This is a genomic window from Marinospirillum sp. (genome assembly GCF_044810985.1).
In the GTDB taxonomy this organism is placed as follows: Bacteria; Pseudomonadota; Gammaproteobacteria; order Pseudomonadales; family Halomonadaceae; genus Marinospirillum.
Map to the genome: position 1 here is coordinate 1,192,690 of NZ_CP085242.1, position 17,709 is coordinate 1,210,398.

The 17,709-nt window shown below is 53.9% G+C and carries 23 protein-coding genes; 5 read left to right on the top strand and 18 right to left on the bottom strand.

Annotation, left to right across the window (positions count from 1 at the left end; genetic code table 11):
• The first annotated feature begins 2 nt into the window (after positions 1–2).
• A complete protein-coding gene (locus LG323_RS05665; RefSeq protein ID WP_404419791.1) occupies positions 3–374 on the top strand; it encodes a YraN family protein in 372 nt (123 codons plus the stop codon).
• Positions 375–387: 13 nt separating this feature from the next.
• Complete coding sequence (locus tag LG323_RS05670) at positions 388–978, top strand: phosphoheptose isomerase (RefSeq protein ID WP_310695771.1); 591 nt, start codon at positions 388–390, stop codon at positions 976–978.
• A 4-nt stretch (positions 979–982) separates the two neighbouring features.
• Here LG323_RS05670 and LG323_RS05675 read toward each other — a convergent pair whose 3' ends face one another.
• The 8 genes from LG323_RS05675 to zapE all read right to left on the bottom strand — a co-directional run bounded on the left by LG323_RS05675 (position 983) and on the right by zapE (position 7,181).
• Positions 983–1,414 (bottom strand): ClpXP protease specificity-enhancing factor, encoded by a 432-nt coding sequence (locus LG323_RS05675; protein WP_404419793.1) that lies wholly within the window; start codon positions 1,412–1,414, stop codon positions 983–985.
• Positions 1,415–1,429: 15 nt separating this feature from the next.
• Positions 1,430–2,053: a glutathione S-transferase N-terminal domain-containing protein gene (locus LG323_RS05680; protein ID WP_310695769.1), complete on the bottom strand. Its 624-nt coding sequence runs from the start codon at positions 2,051–2,053 to the stop codon at positions 1,430–1,432.
• 135 nt (positions 2,054–2,188) lie between these two features.
• Entirely contained in the window at positions 2,189–2,956 is a 768-nt protein-coding gene (locus tag LG323_RS05685; protein WP_404419794.1) for a cytochrome c1, read from the bottom strand.
• On the bottom strand, positions 2,956–4,215 hold the full coding sequence (locus LG323_RS05690) for a cytochrome bc complex cytochrome b subunit (protein ID WP_404419795.1): 1,260 nt from the start codon (positions 4,213–4,215) through the stop codon (positions 2,956–2,958). The genes LG323_RS05685 and LG323_RS05690 overlap by 1 nt, the downstream gene beginning before the upstream one ends.
• Positions 4,215–4,817: a ubiquinol-cytochrome c reductase iron-sulfur subunit gene (gene petA / locus LG323_RS05695; RefSeq protein ID WP_404419796.1), complete on the bottom strand. Its 603-nt coding sequence runs from the start codon at positions 4,815–4,817 to the stop codon at positions 4,215–4,217. The genes LG323_RS05690 and petA overlap by 1 nt, the downstream gene beginning before the upstream one ends.
• Positions 4,818–5,037: 220 nt before the next feature.
• Entirely contained in the window at positions 5,038–5,430 is a 393-nt protein-coding gene (gene rpsI / locus LG323_RS05700; RefSeq protein WP_310695765.1) for a 30S ribosomal protein S9, read from the bottom strand.
• Between the two features lie 13 nt (positions 5,431–5,443).
• A complete protein-coding gene (gene rplM, locus LG323_RS05705; protein WP_310695764.1) occupies positions 5,444–5,872 on the bottom strand; it encodes a 50S ribosomal protein L13 in 429 nt (142 codons plus the stop codon).
• A gap of 220 nt (positions 5,873–6,092) precedes the next feature.
• Positions 6,093–7,181: a cell division protein ZapE gene (gene zapE, locus LG323_RS05710; protein WP_404419798.1), complete on the bottom strand. Its 1,089-nt coding sequence runs from the start codon at positions 7,179–7,181 to the stop codon at positions 6,093–6,095.
• Positions 7,182–7,378: 197 nt separating this feature from the next.
• Between zapE and LG323_RS05715 the strand changes: the two genes are divergently transcribed.
• The gene (locus LG323_RS05715; RefSeq protein WP_404419799.1) at positions 7,379–7,852 is read left to right on the top strand and encodes a YhcB family protein; all 474 of its coding nucleotides are present in this window, start codon (positions 7,379–7,381) and stop codon (positions 7,850–7,852) included.
• Positions 7,853–7,889: 37 nt separating this feature from the next.
• Here the strand turns inward: LG323_RS05715 and LG323_RS05720 are convergent, their stop codons facing one another.
• A complete protein-coding gene (locus tag LG323_RS05720; RefSeq protein ID WP_404419801.1) occupies positions 7,890–8,648 on the bottom strand; it encodes a Nif3-like dinuclear metal center hexameric protein in 759 nt (252 codons plus the stop codon).
• Positions 8,649–8,799: 151 nt separating this feature from the next.
• On the opposite strand from LG323_RS05720, the gene LG323_RS05725 reads away from it, so the two are divergent.
• Positions 8,800–9,981 (top strand): Do family serine endopeptidase, encoded by a 1,182-nt coding sequence (locus tag LG323_RS05725; RefSeq protein ID WP_404419803.1) that lies wholly within the window; start codon positions 8,800–8,802, stop codon positions 9,979–9,981.
• A gap of 8 nt (positions 9,982–9,989) precedes the next feature.
• Here LG323_RS05725 and hisD read toward each other — a convergent pair whose 3' ends face one another.
• From hisD to LG323_RS05770, 9 genes are all read right to left on the bottom strand, one after another.
• The gene (hisD, locus tag LG323_RS05730; RefSeq protein ID WP_404419805.1) at positions 9,990–11,294 is read right to left on the bottom strand and encodes a histidinol dehydrogenase; all 1,305 of its coding nucleotides are present in this window, start codon (positions 11,292–11,294) and stop codon (positions 9,990–9,992) included.
• Positions 11,291–11,944: an ATP phosphoribosyltransferase gene (gene hisG, locus LG323_RS05735; RefSeq protein ID WP_404419806.1), complete on the bottom strand. Its 654-nt coding sequence runs from the start codon at positions 11,942–11,944 to the stop codon at positions 11,291–11,293. Before hisG ends, hisD begins: the two co-directional genes overlap by 4 nt.
• A 23-nt stretch (positions 11,945–11,967) precedes the next feature.
• Complete coding sequence (gene murA, locus LG323_RS05740) at positions 11,968–13,230, bottom strand: UDP-N-acetylglucosamine 1-carboxyvinyltransferase (protein WP_404419807.1); 1,263 nt, start codon at positions 13,228–13,230, stop codon at positions 11,968–11,970.
• Between the two features lie 12 nt (positions 13,231–13,242).
• Positions 13,243–13,503, bottom strand: coding sequence for a BolA/IbaG family iron-sulfur metabolism protein (locus LG323_RS05745; protein ID WP_310695756.1), 261 nt, complete (start codon positions 13,501–13,503; stop codon positions 13,243–13,245).
• A gap of 106 nt (positions 13,504–13,609) precedes the next feature.
• A complete protein-coding gene (locus LG323_RS05750; RefSeq protein WP_404419808.1) occupies positions 13,610–13,906 on the bottom strand; it encodes a lipid asymmetry maintenance protein MlaB in 297 nt (98 codons plus the stop codon).
• Positions 13,893–14,525, bottom strand: a complete 633-nt coding sequence (locus LG323_RS05755) for a phospholipid-binding protein MlaC (RefSeq protein ID WP_404419810.1) — start codon at positions 14,523–14,525, stop codon at positions 13,893–13,895. Before LG323_RS05755 ends, LG323_RS05750 begins: the two co-directional genes overlap by 14 nt.
• A 2-nt stretch (positions 14,526–14,527) precedes the next feature.
• Positions 14,528–14,992, bottom strand: a complete 465-nt coding sequence (gene mlaD, locus LG323_RS05760; RefSeq protein ID WP_404419811.1) for an outer membrane lipid asymmetry maintenance protein MlaD — start codon at positions 14,990–14,992, stop codon at positions 14,528–14,530.
• A gap of 16 nt (positions 14,993–15,008) precedes the next feature.
• On the bottom strand, positions 15,009–15,791 hold the full coding sequence (gene mlaE, locus LG323_RS05765) for a lipid asymmetry maintenance ABC transporter permease subunit MlaE (protein WP_310695752.1): 783 nt from the start codon (positions 15,789–15,791) through the stop codon (positions 15,009–15,011).
• Positions 15,784–16,611 (bottom strand): ATP-binding cassette domain-containing protein, encoded by an 828-nt coding sequence (locus tag LG323_RS05770; protein ID WP_310695751.1) that lies wholly within the window; start codon positions 16,609–16,611, stop codon positions 15,784–15,786. The genes mlaE and LG323_RS05770 overlap by 8 nt, the downstream gene beginning before the upstream one ends.
• Positions 16,612–16,732: 121 nt before the next feature.
• Between LG323_RS05770 and LG323_RS05775 the strand changes: the two genes are divergently transcribed.
• Complete coding sequence (locus LG323_RS05775; protein WP_404419812.1) at positions 16,733–17,704, top strand: KpsF/GutQ family sugar-phosphate isomerase; 972 nt, start codon at positions 16,733–16,735, stop codon at positions 17,702–17,704.
• Positions 17,705–17,709: the final 5 nt, after the last annotated feature.

The window sequence follows — 17,709 nt, forward strand, 5'->3', positions numbered from 1 at the left end:
CCATGCCAGCCAAGCCACCCACCCAACGCCAGCTTCAGGGCAGAGCTGCGGAAAACGCAGCCTGCCAGTTTCTGACGGCCCAAGGCCTGCAGTTGCTGGAACAGAACTTCCTCTGCAAGCTGGGAGAAATTGACTTGATTCTGATGGATGGGCAAACTTTGGTTTTTGCCGAAGTGCGCTTTCGCAAAAACCCCAATTTTGGTGGTGCAGCGGCCAGCGTGACCCCCAGCAAACAACGCAAGCTGCAAAGAGCAGCCCAGGTCTACCTTCAGCGCTGCGGCCAAACCCCAGCCTGCAGATTTGATGTTCTGGCCATGACCCTGGATCGGAATTCACAGCTCATCTGTGAAAACTGGATCAAGAATGCTTTTTAACTAAGGTTTATTTATGGATTTGAATGCAAGAATCACCCAGCACTTTCATGCCAGCATTGATACCAAGGCAGAAGCCAGTCAGTTGCTGCCCCCGCAAATTGCTTTTGCCAGCCAGATGATGGTGGAAACCCTGCTTAATGAAGGCAAAATTCTGGCCTGTGGCAATGGTGGCTCAGCCGGGGATTCCCAGCACTTTTCATCCGAACTGCTGAACCGCTTTGAAAGAGAAAGACCCAGCCTGCCCGCCCTGGCTCTGACCACCGATACCTCGACCCTGACATCCATTGCCAATGATTACAGCTACAATGAGGTTTTTTCCAAGCAGATCAGGGCTCTGGGCCAGCCCGGCGACATCCTGTTGGCCATTTCCACCAGCGGCAATTCAGGCAATGTCATCCAGGCCATACAGGCAGCCCACGAAAGGGAAATGCGGGTCGTTGCCCTGACGGGCAAGGAAGGAGGCAACATGGCGGCGCTTTTGACACCGGACGACTGTGAAATCAGGGTGCCCAGCCAGGTCACAGCCAGAATCCAGGAAGTCCACCTGCTGGTGATTCACTGCCTCTGTGACCTGATTGATGAACAGCTGTTTGGGGGTGTTTGAAGCTTTACTTGACCACCTTGAGGTGTGAAGCCTGACGTGCTGGACGCTCAGGCTCCTGCAGTGAAGTATCCTGAACCCCCTCACTGGAGTCTGCTGCTCCATCACCGTCTTCGGTATTCACACCCGGCTCCTGCCCAAAGACCATGCCTGCGCCATTTTCGCGCGCATAAATGGCAACAACAGCGTCCATGGGTACAAAGATCTGCCGGGGTACGCCGCCAAAGCGAGCACTGAAGCTCAGCGCATCATTGCTGATCTGCAAACCACGGGTTGCAGTATCGGAAATATTAAGAACCAGCTGGCCGTCCTGCACCTGTTCTCTGGGAACTTCGACACCGGGCAGGTCAGCAGCAATGATGACGTGGGGCGTCAATTGATTATCCAACAACCATTCATAGAGACCCCGAAATAAATAAGGCCGACTGGAAGTAGTCATAGACTTACCTTTTAATTAACGCATTTCTCGTTCTGCTTCGGAAAGACTGGCAATAAAACCATCACGGTGAAAGGATCTGTCCATATAATCCAAAAGAGGTTTAACCTGCTTCTCCGGCAACTCGATACCAAAGTGGGGCAAACGCCAGAGTATGGGCAGAACACAACAGTCCACCAGGCTGAACTCATCGCTCATGAAAAATGGACGGTCCGTGAAGATCGGAGAAACGCCAATAATACTTTCACGCAATTCCTTGCGCGCCTTGTCCGCTTTCTTGCCTTCCTCAGCAACCAGGGTATCCACCAGAGGACTCCACTCGCGCTCAATGCGGTGAACCCACAAACGGCTTAGCGCTCTGGCAACCGGATATACAGGCAACAGGGGCGGGTGTGGGAAACGCTCATCCAGATATTCCATCATCACCTTGGACTCATACAACACCAGATCCCGATCCAGCAAGGTCGGAAGGCTGTTATAAGGGTTCAGGTCAGCCAGTTCTTCCGGCTTGTTGTTGGGGTTGATGTCCAGCAAATCAACAGTTACCCCCTTCTCGGCCAGAACAATACGCACACGGTGGCTGTAATGATCAGCTCCATCCGAGAAGTAAGTCATGGAAGAACGCTTGGTAACAACGCCCATTGATAATTCCTCACTCTACAAGTAGCCCATTACTATAACGCTTTAGGGCTTGAAATAGCAAAAAGCGCACGGTTCCCCGCGCGCTTTTTGGCTTGGTTTTACTCAGTATACAGCATGAGTCGGTAAAGACTCGCTTTAGTGCTTGATATCACGCCAGTATTCTTTCTTGAGCAGATAAGCAAAGATAAAGAACACAAAAATGAACAGCAGAACCTTGGGGGCCAGGCTGTTGCTTTGATATTTGCTGGGCTCACCCACATACACCATGAAGTTGGTCAGGTCATAAATGGCCTGATCGTATTCAGCGGGTGACAGGCTGCCTGAACTGACTTCACTGAAGCAGTCACGCGGATCGGTCACAGTGCCCTTGAGAGGATCTTCAAGATTCTTCCCAACCTTGGCGGGATCACACACCAGCTCGTACTCACCCTGAAGGTCAGCAAGAACATGCGGCATACCCACATCCGGGAAGGCAGTGTTGTTCACACCCCAGGGCTTGGATTCATCCAGATAGAAGCCGCGCAGGAAAGTATAAATATACTCCGGGCTCTTCAGGCGGCTCATCAGGCTCAAATCCGGTGGAGGTGTGCCAAACCAGGCCTCACCATCTTCTGCGGTCATGCCGTTCAACATCAGATCATTGTAGGCCAGTTGAGGACTGAGAATCAGGTTCTCCTCAATGACCTCCTGGGGAATGCCCAGATCTTCAGCTGTACGGGCAAAACGCTGGTGCTCGGCTGTATGACAACCCATGCAGTAGTTGACGAACAGGCGTGCACCCTTGTGCAGGGATTCATAATCGTAGAGATCCGGTTCCATGGAATCCAGTTTTGCTGCTGGGCCCGCCGCCATGGTCAGAGCAGGCACCAGCGCTATCAATAATGCCAATAGTTGCTTTTTCATTAGCCGGTCACCCTTTCTGGTGGAGTTTTGCATTTTTCGATTCTGGTGTAGAAAGGCATCAGAATGAAGTAGAGGAAGTAAATTGCTGTGGCCAGCTGGGCAACCAGAGTACGGCCATCCGTGGAGGGCAATACACCCAGAACACCCAGAACCACAAAGCTGATGCAGAAAAGCACCAACGCCAGCTTACTCATCCAGCCTTTGTAGCGAATCGATTTCACAGGGCTGCGATCCAGCCAGGGCAGCACAAAAAGGATGGCAATGGCCGCACCCATGGCGACAACACCCAGAAACTTGGCATCCAGACCAAAGAGCGAGAAGTTAATCGCACGCAGAATGGCGTAGAAGGGTGTGAAGTACCAGACAGGAGCTATGTGATCCGGTGTTTTCAGCGGATTCGCAGGCTCAAAGTTGGGCGCCTCAATAAAGTAACCACCCATTTCCGGGAAGTAGAAAAGAATAATACAGAACACAAACAGGAAGACGGCCACACCGGCAATATCCTTGACTGTGTAATAGGGATGAAAAGGAATGCCGTCTTTGGGAACGCCGTTTTCATCCAGGTTTTTCTTGATTTCCACACCGTCAGGGTTGTTGGAACCCACTTCGTGCAAAGCAATAATATGCAATACAACCAGACCCAGAATAACAATGGGCAGAGCCACAACGTGCAGGGCAAAGAAGCGATTCAGAGTGATCCCGGAAATCAGGAAGTCACCACGCACCCACTGCGCCAGATCGGGGCCGATCAAGGGAATAGCGCCAAACAGGGAGATGATAACCTGGGCACCCCAGTAGGACATTTGACCCCAGGGCAGCAGGTAACCCATGAAGGCTTCAGCCATCAGGGCCAGATAGATGGTCATGCCGAAAATCCAGATCAGCTCACGCGGCTTCTGGTAGGAGCCATACATCATGCCACGCAACATATGCAGATAAACCACCACAAAGAAAGCCGAAGCCCCGGTGGTGTGCATATAGCGGATCAGCCAACCGTACTCCACATCACGCATGATGTATTCCATGGAACGGAAAGCGCCTTCAGCAGAAGGGTTGTAACTCATGGTCAGCCAGATACCGGTCAGGATCTGGTTGACGAGAACCAACAGGGCCAGAGAGCCAAAGAAATACCAGAAATTAAAGTTTTTTGGCGCATAGTACTTGCTGAGGTGGTCTTCCCACATCTGGGTTGCGGGAAACCGGTCATCAATCCACCGCATTAAACCTTTTTCAGCCTTTGCGCGATTCGGGTTACCCATTAGGCGTTCTCCTCATCGACACCAACAATTATTGTAGTTTCATTTTCAAAGCTGTAGGGCGGCACTTCCAGATTGGTTGGTGCCGGCATACTGCTGTAAACACGCCCGGCGAGATCAAAACGGGAGCCGTGGCAAGGGCAGAAAAAGCCACCCATCCAGTCTTCACCCAAATCACTGGGCGCCACTTCAGGACGGTAGGTAGGAGAACAGCCCAGGTGGGTACAGATTCCGATGACCACCAGATACTGGGGATTCCTGGAGCGATGCGCATTTTGTGCATACTCCGGCTGCTGGAGGGCACTGCGGCCAGTGGAAGAAGGGTCGTTGAGACGCTCCTCAACCTGTGGCAGCTTATCCAGCATGTCTTGTGTGCGGTTGATAATCCAGACCGGCTTGCCGCGCCATTCGACGGTCATCTGTTGACCTGGTTCCAGCTTGGACACATCAGCGATTGCTGGTGCGCCCGCTGCCAGTGCCTTGGCACTGGGGTTCCAGGAGGCAACAAAAGGTGTTGCTACCCCGACTGCGCCCACCGCCCCTACGACGGAGGTCGCACCCACGAGGAAGCGTCGCCGCCCCTTGTTCACGCCATCATTACTCATTGAAGGTTCTCCCCATCTACAAACAGTCTATCCAGGCCGCAAAATACAGCCTGAACCATTTCTAAATAGATCTAATATTAAAAAAATAAGCTGCTCAAAACAAGAAAGCCCGCCTTATCCACCCTAGTGAATTAGTGGTAGGACTTAATGTCGCAGCAAAAAAAAACGCCTAACCAACAGTGGCCAGGCGCTTTTTGGGAGGCATAAGCCAGCCCGAAAATTAACGCTTGGAGTACTGTGGACGCTTACGTGCTTTACGCAGACCCACTTTCTTGCGCTCAACCATACGTGCATCACGGGTTACATAACCAGCAGTACGCAATTCAGCGCGCAGGCTTTCATCGTAATCCATAAGTGCACGGGTAATGCCGTGACGAATTGCCCCAGCCTGACCACTGGCTCCACCACCGGCGACGGTGATGAAAAGGTCAAACTTCTCGACATTGTTGGTCAGCTCAAGAGGCTGCATAACCACCATGCGAGAGGTTTCACGACCAAAGTAGTCCTGCAGACTGGAACCATTGATTGAAATATTACCGCTGCCGGGTTTCATGAAAACACGGGCAGTTGAGGTTTTACGACGGCCGGTGCCGTAGTTTTGAGTAGCAGACATGACGACCCTTCCGTTAGATGTTCAGAGATTGCGGCTGCTGGGCGGCATGAGGATGTTCCGCACCAGCATAGACCTTGAGTTTTGCCAGCATGGCACGACCCAAAGGACCCTTGGGCAACATGCCCTTGACCGCACCCTGAATCACTCGCTCAGGCGCATGGTCAATCAGCTTCTCAAAAGACATTTGCTTGATACCACCGGGGAAGCCCGAATGGCGATAGTAAAGTTTGTCTTTGGCTTTTTTGCCAGTCACTTTCACTTTCTCGGCATTGATGATGACCAGATAGTCACCGGTATCAACATGCGGAGTGTATTCTGGCTTGTGCTTGCCGCGCAGACGACGAGCCAACTCGGTAGCCAGTCGACCGAGGGTTTTATCTGTGGCATCAACCACATACCAGTCGCGCTTTACGCTTTCCGGTTTCGCTGAAAATGTTTTCATTGAACTACTGCCTCAGTAGGATCTTCTCGACTTGATGTCCGGGCTTTGCAGCCGACACCAGATCGCTCTGATCATTACCTATTTTTATTGGGTTGCACTTCCGTGAGTCCGTGCAACGACTTAACCCTGAAAACTTACTGGATTTCAGGAGCGCGAATTCTAACCCATCCGGGCACTCAGTGACAACCACGAAAGCCCTGATTTAACCCATGAGCCAGGATCAAGGCTTATGTTCGCGACCCAGGTACTCATGCGACTGCATCTCCAGCAGGCGGCTTTTGGTTCTTTCTATTTCAAAGTTCAGATTGCCGCCTGTATAGAGGTCGTCAATCGACACCTCGGCCGAGATGATCACCTTGACATTGCGATCGTAAAACTCATCAATCAGGTTAATAAAGCGGCGGGTCTGATCATCCTTCTCGCGACCCAACTGGGGTACATTGGACAAGAGCACCGTGTGGAAAATTTTCGACAGCTCTATATAGTCATACTGGCTGCGTGGGCCGTCACACAACTCATAAAAATCAAACCAGGCCACGTTATCATGGCAACGACGCGCCCTGATTTCACGGTTATTAATCACAATAGGCTGGTCACGCTCCCCCTCGACCATCACAACACTTTCAAAACTCTTGGTCAGACTGGTATCCGCCTCCTTATCCAGCGGCCAGTGATAAATCTCTGCCTGACTCAGAGCCCGCAGCCGATAATCCACACCACTGTCGACATTAACCACCTGGGTGTATTTTTTCAGCAGATCAATGGCCGGAAGAAAACGTGCTCTTTGCAAACCATCCTTATAAAGACCATCCGGTTCAATATTGGAGGTGGTCACCAGGGTCACCCCCTCACTGAAGAGTGCATCCATGAGGTTGCCCAGAATCATGGCATCGGTAATGTCTTTAACAAAAAACTCATCAAGACATAAAACCCGGAATTCCCCGGCCAATCGCTGGGCAATCAGCTTCAGAGGGTCAGACTGACCATCGAATTTTTTCAGCTCGGCATGCACCCGCTGCATAAAACGGTGAAAGTGGGTACGCAGCTTGTCTTCAAAAGGCAGGGTGTCATAGAAGGTATCCACCAGATAGGTTTTACCCCGGCCCACACCACCCCAGAAATACAGGCCCCTGACCGGCTGTTTTTGTTTTTTGCCAACCAGACGTGACAAAAAGCCGCCACCGCCTGGCTTGTTTGCAACCAAGTCATCGTGCAATCTTTGCAGGTGCTCAACAGCCAGCTTTTGCGCTGGGTCCGAGCTAAAATCATCTCGCTTCAGGTCTTCCTGATAGCGCTCCATAGGCGTCATAGGGTGTCACCTTCTTCTGATTGCTGACGGAAAATCCGGCGATTATACGCCAGCCAGCCAGTTTCACCCAAGTCTGATCCATCCGCACCCTGCTTAAGTTGTAGCCCGGCAAACCTTGACCTGCTTGCCGGTCTCCCCGATATAATGCAAACTCATACCCAAGGTAACTAACCTTGACGATTTGTAAGGAGCGCCGTGTGAACTTTGCTGACACCCAATGGGTTCTTGTAATAACTGCTTTTGTCCTGGGCGCTGGCCTGGGTGCTCTGGCTTATCATCTGATGAATGCCAACGTTGCCCACGGCATCAAAATCCGTCACCAGCTCACGGAAAGGGAGCTGGAAGTCAATCAGTTGCGTGAGGGGCTTAACGACCACTTCTCGCGCACAGCAGATGGTCTGGCCGCAATGAGCAGACAACTCAAGGACATGGAAGATCAAATACGCCAGGATGCTGGGCATCTCTGTGATGACGAAGGCGTGATCAAGCGCCTGACCAACAAGCCGGAAACCGCCCAAACCTCGATGGAAACCTCTGAGCCGGATGCGGATGAAGTCAAAGCCCCGGTGGAGCCACCCAGGGATTATGCTTCCGGTTCCGAGAAAGACCGAGGCACCCTGTCAGAAGATTATGGCTTGAAGCCGGAAGTGTTTGAGCCACCACGCACTTAAGTGATGATGCCAGCCAAGTATTACGGATAACCCGGAATCACACCGGGTTATCCAGATCAACAAACTCCTGCTCGATGCCCCACTGTTTTGCCACCCATTCACCCAGAGCTTTGACACCATAGCGTTCAGTGGCATGATGCCCTGCGGCAAAGTAATCAATGCCCAGCTCCCTGGCCTCATGCAGCGTTTTTTCACTGACCTCACCACTGATATAAGCATCTGCCCCCAACTGGGCCGCCCGAAAAATCCCCCCTTCTGCGGAGCCAGTGCACCAGGCCAGTTTTTTCAGGGGACGTGCATGACCGGCCAGATGAAGCGGCTCCCGTTTGAGTTTCCGGCTCAATAGGTGACTGAAATCTGCTGCAGACAGGGCTTCTGGCAACTCGCCCACCAGACCCAGCGGCCAGGCTGGTGAATCCATGACACCTGTGACCTGAATACCCAACAAGGCAGCCAGCTGTTGGTTGTTTCCCAGCTCAGCATGAGCATCCAGGGGCAGGTGGTAGGCAATCAGGCTGATATCCTTCTGCATCAGGGTCTTGATGCGCCGACCTTTCATGCCGGTTAGAGGTTGAGGTTCACCTTTCCAGAAATAGCCATGATGAACCAATATGGCATCCGCCTGCCATTCAACGGCCCGCTCAATCAAAGCCTGGCTCGCCGTCACCCCGGTCATCAGGCGCGCAACCCTGGAGCGACCTTCCACCTGCAAGCCATTCGGGCAATAGTCCTGGAAATCCTGCACCGCCAGAAGCTCATCCAAACCGGCGACCAATTGACTTAACTCTAATGACATTTCCACCTCTATAAATAATAAGCAAAGCGATTGGAACCCATTTCCACTCCCTTTCGGCCAGCAGACTAATCAATCTGAGACCACGGATACAAGCCATGAATTAAAAATTATAGTAACCTTAGCGGGTTTATCAGCTGGAGATCCAAACTGCATGCGTTTTTTAAAACCTTCTTTAATCTGGCCTCTTTTAACCGGCCTGTTATTGGGGCTGCTGCTCTTGCAGATTTTCCCGACTCTCACCGGGCAGACCGGCTCTCAGCCTGCGCAGGACAACAACAAGGTTCAGGCCGAAGTCCTGGCAGGAGAGCCTTTGCAGGTGCCGCGCCAGCAAGGCCCGGTTTCCTATGCCCAGGCAGTGCGTCAGGCAGCCCCTTCAGTGGTCAATATTTATACCACCAAGGTAATTCAACAACAGTTGAATCCTTTTATGAATGATCCCTTTTTCCGGCATTTCTTCGGTGAAGATCAAATGCCGCGCCAGCAGCGCATGCAGTCAAGTCTTGGCTCGGGTGTTCTGGTGAACAGTGAAGGCTACCTGCTGACCAATCACCATGTCGTCAAGGATGCCGATGAAATACGTGTGGCTCTGCGCGATGGTCGTGAAACCTTTGCCAAGGTCATAGGCAGTGATGCGGAATCCGACCTGGCCGTGCTGAAAATCGAGCTCGATAACCTGCCCGCCATCAGTCTGGCTTCCTCGGACACCCTGGAAGTGGGCGATGTGGTTCTGGCAATCGGCAACCCCTTTGGGGTGGGTCAAACAGTGACCCAGGGAATCATCAGTGCCCTGGGACGCAGCAGCCTGGGAATCAATACCTACGAGGATTTCATTCAAACCGATGCGGCCATCAACCCCGGCAATTCCGGTGGCGCTCTGGTGAACCCCTACGGTCAGCTGCTGGGAATCAATACGGCCATTTTCAGCCGCTCGGGCGGCTCTCAGGGAATCGGTTTTGCCATCCCTTCCAATCTGGCGCGGGAAATCATGCTGGATTTGATCAATGAAGGTTTTGTGGTGCGCGGCTGGCTGGGCATTGAGGTTCAGGAACTGACCAGCAGCCTGGCGGCTTCGCTGAATCTGGATCCGTCCACTCAGGGGCTGGTGATTGCTGGTTTGCGGCGTAATGGCCCGGCCCATCAAGCCGGTTTGCAGCCGGGTGATGTACTGATCAGAATCAATGATGAGCCGGTCGGCAGCGCTCGTGAAACCATCAACCTGATTGCCGGTCTGGACCCGGACACTCAAGCCAGTCTGGATATTCTGCGCGATGGTGAACCGCTTGAGTTGACCGCAACCATCCGGCAGCGGCCCCCTCAGAACAACAACCGTTAAGCGGTTTGCTAGTCCTGGATCCGGTAGCGGGCGGAACGTGCATGCGCAGTCAGGGCTTCGCCATCCGCCAGTTCACCGGCAATCCTGCCCAGTTCGCTGGCACCTTCGGGTGAGCAGAAAATCAGTGACGAGCGCTTCTGGAAATCATAAACGCCCAGAGGCGAAGAAAAACGTGCCGTCCCCGAGGTCGGCAACACATGATTAGGGCCTGCGCAATAATCACCAACGGCCTCTGCCGTGTAACGACCCATGAAGATGGCACCGGCATGACGGATCTGTGGCAACCAGGCTTCGGGGTCTGCAATGGACAGCTCCAGGTGCTCGGGAGCAATCCGGTTGATCATGGCAAGGGCGTCCTGTTCCGAAGCTACTTCAATCAAGGCTCCTCTTTCCTGCAGGGAAGTCGCAATAATGTCGCGTCGTTCCATTTCCGGCAAAAGACGCTGAATACTGGCTTCCACCCGATCCAGATAAGCCTTGTCCCAACTGACCAGGATCGACTGGGCGTCCTCATCATGCTCGGCCTGGGAAAACAGATCCATGGCAATCCAGTCAGGATCGGTCTGACCATCACAGACCACCAGGATTTCCGAGGGACCGGCAATCATATCAATCCCCACCTTGCCGAAAACCGCACGCTTGGCCGTTGCCACAAAAATATTGCCGGGACCAACGATCTTGTCCACCGGAGGCACGGTTTGGGTTCCATAAGCCAGGGCGGCAACCGCCTGGGCACCTCCCAGCGTAAAGACCCGCGTCACACCACACAGCCAGGCCGCGCCCAGCACCAGGCTATTCAATTCGCCGTTGGGCGCAGGAACCACCATAATGATTTCCTTGACCCCGGCCACCTTGGCAGGCAAGGCATTCATCAACACTGAAGAAGGATAGGCAGCCTTGCCACCGGGCACATAAACCCCGACCCGATCCAGCGGCATCACCTGCTGCCCCAAAAGAGTTCCATCTTCCTCGGTGTATTGCCAGGAGCCCTGCTTTTGCTTTTCATGGTAACGGCTGACCCGCTCTGCTGCCGCTTGCAAAGCTTCACGGCGAGCCACCGGCAAGCTGTCAAAAGCTGCCTTGAGCTGCGACTGGGGAATTTCCAGTTCTGCAAAAGTCCGGGCGGGATGACGATCAAATTTTTGGGTCAATTCCAGCACGGCCGAATCGCCCTGGCTGCGTACCTGCTGAATAATGGCGTCAACGGAAGATTGCACTTCCTTGCTGGAGACCCCTTCCCAGGATAAAAGCTGATCCAACTGGCCTGCAAAATCTGCAGCATCGGCTTGCAGGCGTCTCAAGTTAAGAGTCATGATTCAACTCCCTGCTGTCTTTCGGCAACGGCTTTTTGCAAACGCTGCAGAAGTGGTTGTATCTGGCGGTACTTCATTTTCATGGAGGCCTGGTTGACGACCAGACGCGAGGAAATATCAGCAATATGCTCGCACGGCTCCAGGCCGTTGGCGCGCAGGGTGTTGCCGGTATCCACAATATCCACAATTTCATCGGCCAGTCCCATCAGAGGGGCCAGCTCCATACCGCCGTAGAGTTTAATCAGATCCACCTGAATGCCCTGGGCGGCATACCATTGCTTGGCAACGCCCACAAACTTGGTGGCCACCCGGCGACGCCCTTCAGGAACTGCCGCCCCCCGGATACGGGCCGTCATCAGGCGGCAGCGGGCTATCTGCAGATCCAGGGGCTCATACATGCCGGATTCCCCCTGCTCCATCAGCACATCCTTGCCGGACACACCCAGGTCAGCCGCACCCAGCTCGACGTAGGTGGGAACATCGGTGGCGCGTATCACCAGCAGACGCACGCCGGGCAAATTGGTATCAAAGACCAGTTTGCGACTTTTCTTGATATCTTCAGCAGGCTCGATACCCGCTGCTGCCAGGAGTGGCAGGGTATCATCCAGTATGCGCCCTTTGGAAAGAGCCAGAGTTAAACTTTGCGGCATCTTGTCTCTCTATTATTTCCGGTTCAGGAGGCTACCCGCCTGATCTTGGCACCCAGCAGCATCAACTTTTCTTCAATGCATTCATAGCCGCGGTCAATATGATAAATACGGTCAACCAGGGTTTCACCCTCAGCAACCAGGGCGGCAATCACCAGACTGGCTGAGGCACGAAGGTCCGTGGCCATGACAGGTGCTCCAGTCAGTTTTTCGACACCCTTGATAATGGCTGTATTGCCTTCGACCTGGATATCCGCACCCATGCGATGCATTTCCTGCACATGCATAAAACGGTTTTCAAAGATGGTTTCTATGACCGTGCCGGTGCCTTCCGCCACGGCATTCATGGCCATGAACTGCGCCTGCATATCCGTGGGAAAGCCGGGATAGGGCGAAGTCTTGATGCTGACAGCACGCGGACGGCGACCTTCCATGTCCAGTTCAATCCAGTCGGGGCCGGAAGTGATTGTGCCGCCTGCCTCTTTTAACTTGGCCAGCACAGCATCCAGAATGTCCGGACGCATGCGTTTGACCCGAACCCGGCCACTGGTCGCAGCACCAGCAACCAGAAAGCTACCCGCTTCTATACGATCCGGAATCACGTCATAGTGACAACCCTGCAGTTTTTCAACACCTTCAATGATGATGGTGTCTGTTCCCTGGCCGGTGATTCTGGCACCCATGGCATTCAGGAATTCAGCCAGATCCACCACTTCCGGTTCACGCGCAGCATTTTCCAGAACGGTTTGCCCTTCGGCCAGGGTCGCGGCCATCATCAGGTTCTCGGTACCGGTTACTGTAACGGTATCAAAAACAATGCGCGCACCCTGCAAACGCCCCTGGATCTCGCCACGGATATAACCTTCTTCCACCCGAATGTCGGCACCCATCTGGCGCAAGCCATTGATATGCAGATTGACCGGACGACTGCCAATGGCACAACCACCGGGCAGGGAAACATCGGCCTTGCCATAGCAAGCCATCAGCGGCCCCAGCACGAGAATGGAGGCCCGCATGGTTTTGACCAGATCATAAGGGGCGACACAGTTTTTCAGGTGGCTGGCATCCAGCTCCAGCGACATCTTCTCATCAATCACTGCCCGAACACCCATACCACCCAGCAGCTCAATCATGGTGGTGATGTCGTGCAAATGCGGCAGATTACCTATGGAGACCGGCCCCTTGACCAGCAAACTGGCCGAAAGTATCGGCAGTGCCGAGTTTTTGGCACCGGAAATCCATACTTCGCCATCCAGGGGTGGTCCCCCTTGAATGATTAGTTTATCCATCTTTGCTTGCCCTTATCCGACCTGAAGGTCTTTAACCTTGGCCCATTCTTCTGGAGTGTAGGTTTTCAGGGCAACAGCATGCACCTGGTTACTGGCAATTTCTTCACTCAACTGGCTCATCACCAATTGTTGCTTTTTAACGGGCATTTTAAGTTCAGCAAAGGCCTCACTAATGGCAATCACCTGAAAATGCTGGCCGTCATCACCTTGAACAATAAACTCACACTGGGGTAAGCGGCTTTCTAAAAGCTCTTTCAGCTCATGTGCTTGCATGGACTTTCCTCATGGATGAACACCCTGTAACGGATGCTGTATAGAAAATTTTGGTTGGCATGATAACCGAAATGAGGTATCCAGGGACACCATCAATTCCGGGCGATCAGCCCTGATCCAGAGGCAACAGGCGCTCCAGATCACTCAGGGCAAGCAGGCGCTGCAGTCCCTGGCTTGCCCTGGTCAGTTGCAAATCGGCACCGACCGCCCTGGCCTGACGGCACCAGGCCAGCAACACCAACAACAAAGGGGCACCGCCTGTGGCTGCTTTCAGGTCCAAGGTATAACTTTGCTGAGCTAGTGGCTCAAAGGCCGCAGCCAGTTCCGGAGCATCGGCAAAATCCACGCGACCGTGCAGCTCCCAGGCTGTTGCTGATTGAACGATCAATTCAGGCTTCTTCATCAATTTCATCCAGGGCGTCATCCGGTGACCAGTTTTCAATCACCCGGTCAAAGTCCCTGCTGTTTTCACGCATGGCGCGATCAAACTGGCTGTTAAAGGTCAGACCCAGGTTAACACCATTGATGATCAGGTTGATGATTTGCCACTCATCCTCTTTCTTGCGCAGGGTAAACACTAGGGGATAACGCTCACCATCATCGGCAACCACTTCCAGTTCCACGGTATCCTGGTCTTCATGACGGTTAGCGGTCTCCCGGTACTGTAGATCAAATTCCTGATAATCAAAATTGATCAGCCCCTTGCCGAAGGTTTCCACCAGAGTGGTTTGAAAGGCTTCGGCAAAACGGCTTCGCTGCTCCGGACTGGCCGCGCGAAAATAACGTCCACCCATGACCCTTGCACTGATGTAGCGAAAATCCACGTAAGGCTCCAGAGCATCCGACAAGGCCTGGTAGAGAAGATCCGGCTGTTGTTGATAGGAATCCCTGTGCTTTTCAAAAACACCGGTTACTTTTTCAATACCTGTTTCAACAACCCTGTAGGCTGCCGAGGTTTCCGCCAGGGCCATTCCAGGCAGTAAAACCAGCGCCAGCAGCAGACCCATTACATACCTGTACATAACTAATCCCCTGATGAATTGCTGATGAATTGATTGATCAGTTGCTCCAGAATCAGGGCCGACTGGGTGTCTTTCAGGGTGTCGCCCTCTCCCAGCGTCGAATCCTCTATTCCCGGTGTCAGGCTGATGTAGTTGTCACCCAGCAGGCCTGCGGTCTGAATGGCAGCCGCCGTGTCACTGCTCAGCTTACCCTCCAGGCTGGTATTCAGCTCCAAGACCACCCGGGCTTCAAACCATTCTTCATCCAGCTCTATGGAAGCCACCCGGCCCACGGTCACCCCGGCCAGAGTGACCTTGGAGCGGGTCTTGAGGCCACCGATATCACCAAAATAGGCATCCACCTTAAAGCTCTCCCGGTTGGATTCCCAGGCCAGACCGCTCACCTTGAAAGCCATGAACACCAGTGCCAGCACCCCCAGCAGCATAAAGCCACCCACGGCCACTTCCACCCAGCGCTGATTACGCATTAGACGACTCCACTTGTTAAATATTGCTGAACATCAGGGCAGTCAGGATAAAATCCAGACCCAGCACCACCAGCGATGAATAGACAACCGTCTTGGTTGTTGCACGACTGATCCCTTCGGAAGTCGGCACCAGGTCATAACCCTGAAACACAGCAATCCAGGTCACCACAAAGGCAAACACCAGACTTTTAATGACCCCATTGAGGATATCACCCCGAAAATCCACGGCAGCCTGCATGTTACTCCAGAAGGCACCGCCATCCACGCCCAGCCAGTCAACACCTACCATCCAGCCACCACTGATCCCCACCATGGCAAACACCAGAGACAGCAGCGGCAGTGCAAAGAAACCCGCCAACAATCGGGGCGCAACGATGCGTTTCAAGGGATCAACACCAATCATTTCCATACTGGACAGCTGTTCAGTTGCCTTCATCAAGCCTATTTCAGCGGTCAGGGCGGAACCGGCCCGGCCTGCAAACAGCAAGGCAGCCACCACCGGCGCCAGCTCACGGGTCAGACTTAAAGCAACCATCTGCCCCAGCGCCTGTTCAGCGCCAAAGTCCACCAGGATCGTGTAGCCCTGCAAGGCCAGAACCATACCGATAAACAAGCCGGAGACCAGAATGATAATCAGCGACAGCACCCCGATCGAATAAACCTGATCCACCCAGAGACGCAAGGCTTTCCAGGATTGCGGCCAACCCCAGAGTGACTGCAGAAGAAAAACGCCAGAGCGCCCCAGGGCAGCGACACCCAGCAGGGTTTTACGGCCCACAACAGCCAGCCCGTCAAGCATCTTGGCCTCCGGCAGGGGACAGAGATTCCCCAAAAAGGTCTTCCAGGTAATCCGGTGCCGGGTAATGGAAAGGCACAGGGCCGTCCGGCAGACCCGCCACAAACTGGCGCACCTCGGCCTGTTCGGTTGCTTCCAGCTCCTCAGGCGTGCCTTCGGCAATCACTTTGCCACCAGAAAGAATGTAAGCATAATCGGCAATCGACAGGGTTTCGGTTATGTCGTGGGAAACGATCACGGAAGTCAGTCCCAGCGCCTGATTCAAACGCTGGATCAACTGCACCAGCACCGCCATGGAAATCGGATCCTGGCCGACGAAGGGTTCATCGTACATCAGCAATTCAGGGTCCAGGGCAATGGCACGGGCCAGGGCCACCCGTCGTGTCATGCCCCCGGACAGCTCAGCAGGCATCAGGTTCCGCGCACCCCGCAACCCCACCGCTTCCAGCTTGATCAGAACCAGATCGCGCAGCATCGACTCCGGCAAGTCAGTATGCACCCGCAGCGGAAAGGCCACATTTTCATAAACACTCATATCCGTGAACAGGGCACCCGACTGAAACAGCATGCCCATACGCTTGCGCAACTGAAACAAAGCCTTGCGTTCCAGGCCTACCACTTCCTGCCCAAAGACCTGAACAAGGCCCGAATCGGGCTGCAACTGACCACCCAGCAAACGCAGCAGGGTGGTTTTACCGGTGCCGCTGGGACCCAGAACAGCGGTAATCTTGCCCCGGCGCAGACGCAGGTTGACGCCGGAAAAAATCACCGTGTCGCCATGGGAAAAATGCAGATCTTCAACCAGCGCCAGATCATCGGACATAGGTTTACCAACTACGAAGTGGTGACAAAAGAGGGTATAATCTAAAGATTACCTGGCGCTAACACAAGTCCGCCTTTAATCTGCTTACTTCAACTCATTTGCGGAGTTTTCAAGCCATCTTATGACTGCTACTGATTTTCTGGCCAGTGCCCGGCGCACCCTGCAACTGGAAATTGCAGCTTTGGAAGAGGTCACCCAGCACCTGGATGCCGACTTCAGCCAGGCCTGTGATCTTATTTTACACTGTTCAGGCCGCGTGGTGGTTACCGGCATGGGCAAGTCCGGGCATATCGCCAACAAGATTGCAGCCACTCTGGCCAGTACCGGCACCCCGGCTTTTTTCATGCATCCCGGTGAAGCCAGCCATGGTGACCTGGGCATGGTCACCCGCAGTGATCTGGTGGTTGCTCTTTCCAATTCCGGTGAAACCCAGGAAGTCACCTCCCTGCTGCCCCAGCTTAAACGCCTGGGCATTCCCGTGGTCAGCATCACCGGGGCACCGGCTTCCACGCTGGCCCGGGAAGCCAGTGTGCACCTGAATGCCAGCATCAGCCGTGAAGCCTGTCCACTGAACCTGGCCCCCACCTCCAGCACCACGGCAGCCCTGGTACTGGGCGATGCCCTGGCCATCGCTCTACTGGAAGCCCGTGGCTTTGGTCCTGATGATTTTGCTCGCTCGCACCCCGGCGGTAGCCTGGGTCGCCGCTTGTTGCTGAGAGTGGCCGATGTCATGCACAAGGAAGCCGCCATTCCCCAGGTCAAATCCTCCGCCAGCCTCAGGGAAGCCCTGCTGGAAATGACCCGTAAGGGGCTGGGGTTCACCTGTATTTTGGATGAACAGGGGCAGCTGCTGGGCGTTTACACCGATGGTGACTTGCGCCGCACTCTGGATCAGCAGGCCAATCTGCATGATCTGCAGGTGGCAGAGCTGATGACCCGGGGTGGTAAAAGCATTCATCCTGAAGCTCTGGCTGCCGAAGCCGTCCACCTGATGGAAAAAAATGAAATCACCGCCCTGCCTGTCACCAATGACCGGGGACAGGTGGTTGGCGCCCTCAATATGCATGACCTGCTCAAAGCCGGTGTCATTTAACCCTG